The sequence below is a fragment of the Dyella sp. SYSU CM1112 genome, from assembly GCF_058216415.1.
Genome location: NZ_JBZEGI010000091.1, coordinates 1 through 306 on the forward strand (window position 1 = coordinate 1; position 306 = coordinate 306).

The window sequence follows — 306 nt, forward strand, 5'->3', positions numbered from 1 at the left end:
TGATTGATCGGCGTCTGCATGGGGATGCTGCCTGGAGGGCGTAGTACCGTGCTGCGCCGGTAGAACGGGCAAGTTTAGCGCGTCAACTGGTTTCTACCCATCAAGGAGACACCAAGGCCGCCGCCTAGGGGGTTGTTCTCTGCCAAGATGCCGTCCGGTATCGGCGCCAGTGCGCCAAGTTGATCTGACCGGTTGAGGTCGCCTATCGTCCTGTACGTTTCAGGATCTGTTTGCGCGCCATACCGCGTCATCGCTCCGTCGTGGACCGACGTACACGCCTTCGCTCCTCCTTGTCTGGCGTGCAAA

1 protein-coding gene is annotated in these 306 nt (G+C 60.1%); it reads right to left on the bottom strand.

The genetic code is table 11. The features are described 5' to 3' along the window. Positions 1-74 precede the first annotated feature (74 nt). On the bottom strand, positions 75-306 hold a 232-nt coding region (locus AC4HNJ_RS21755; RefSeq protein WP_490481707.1), incomplete at its 5' end, for a hypothetical protein.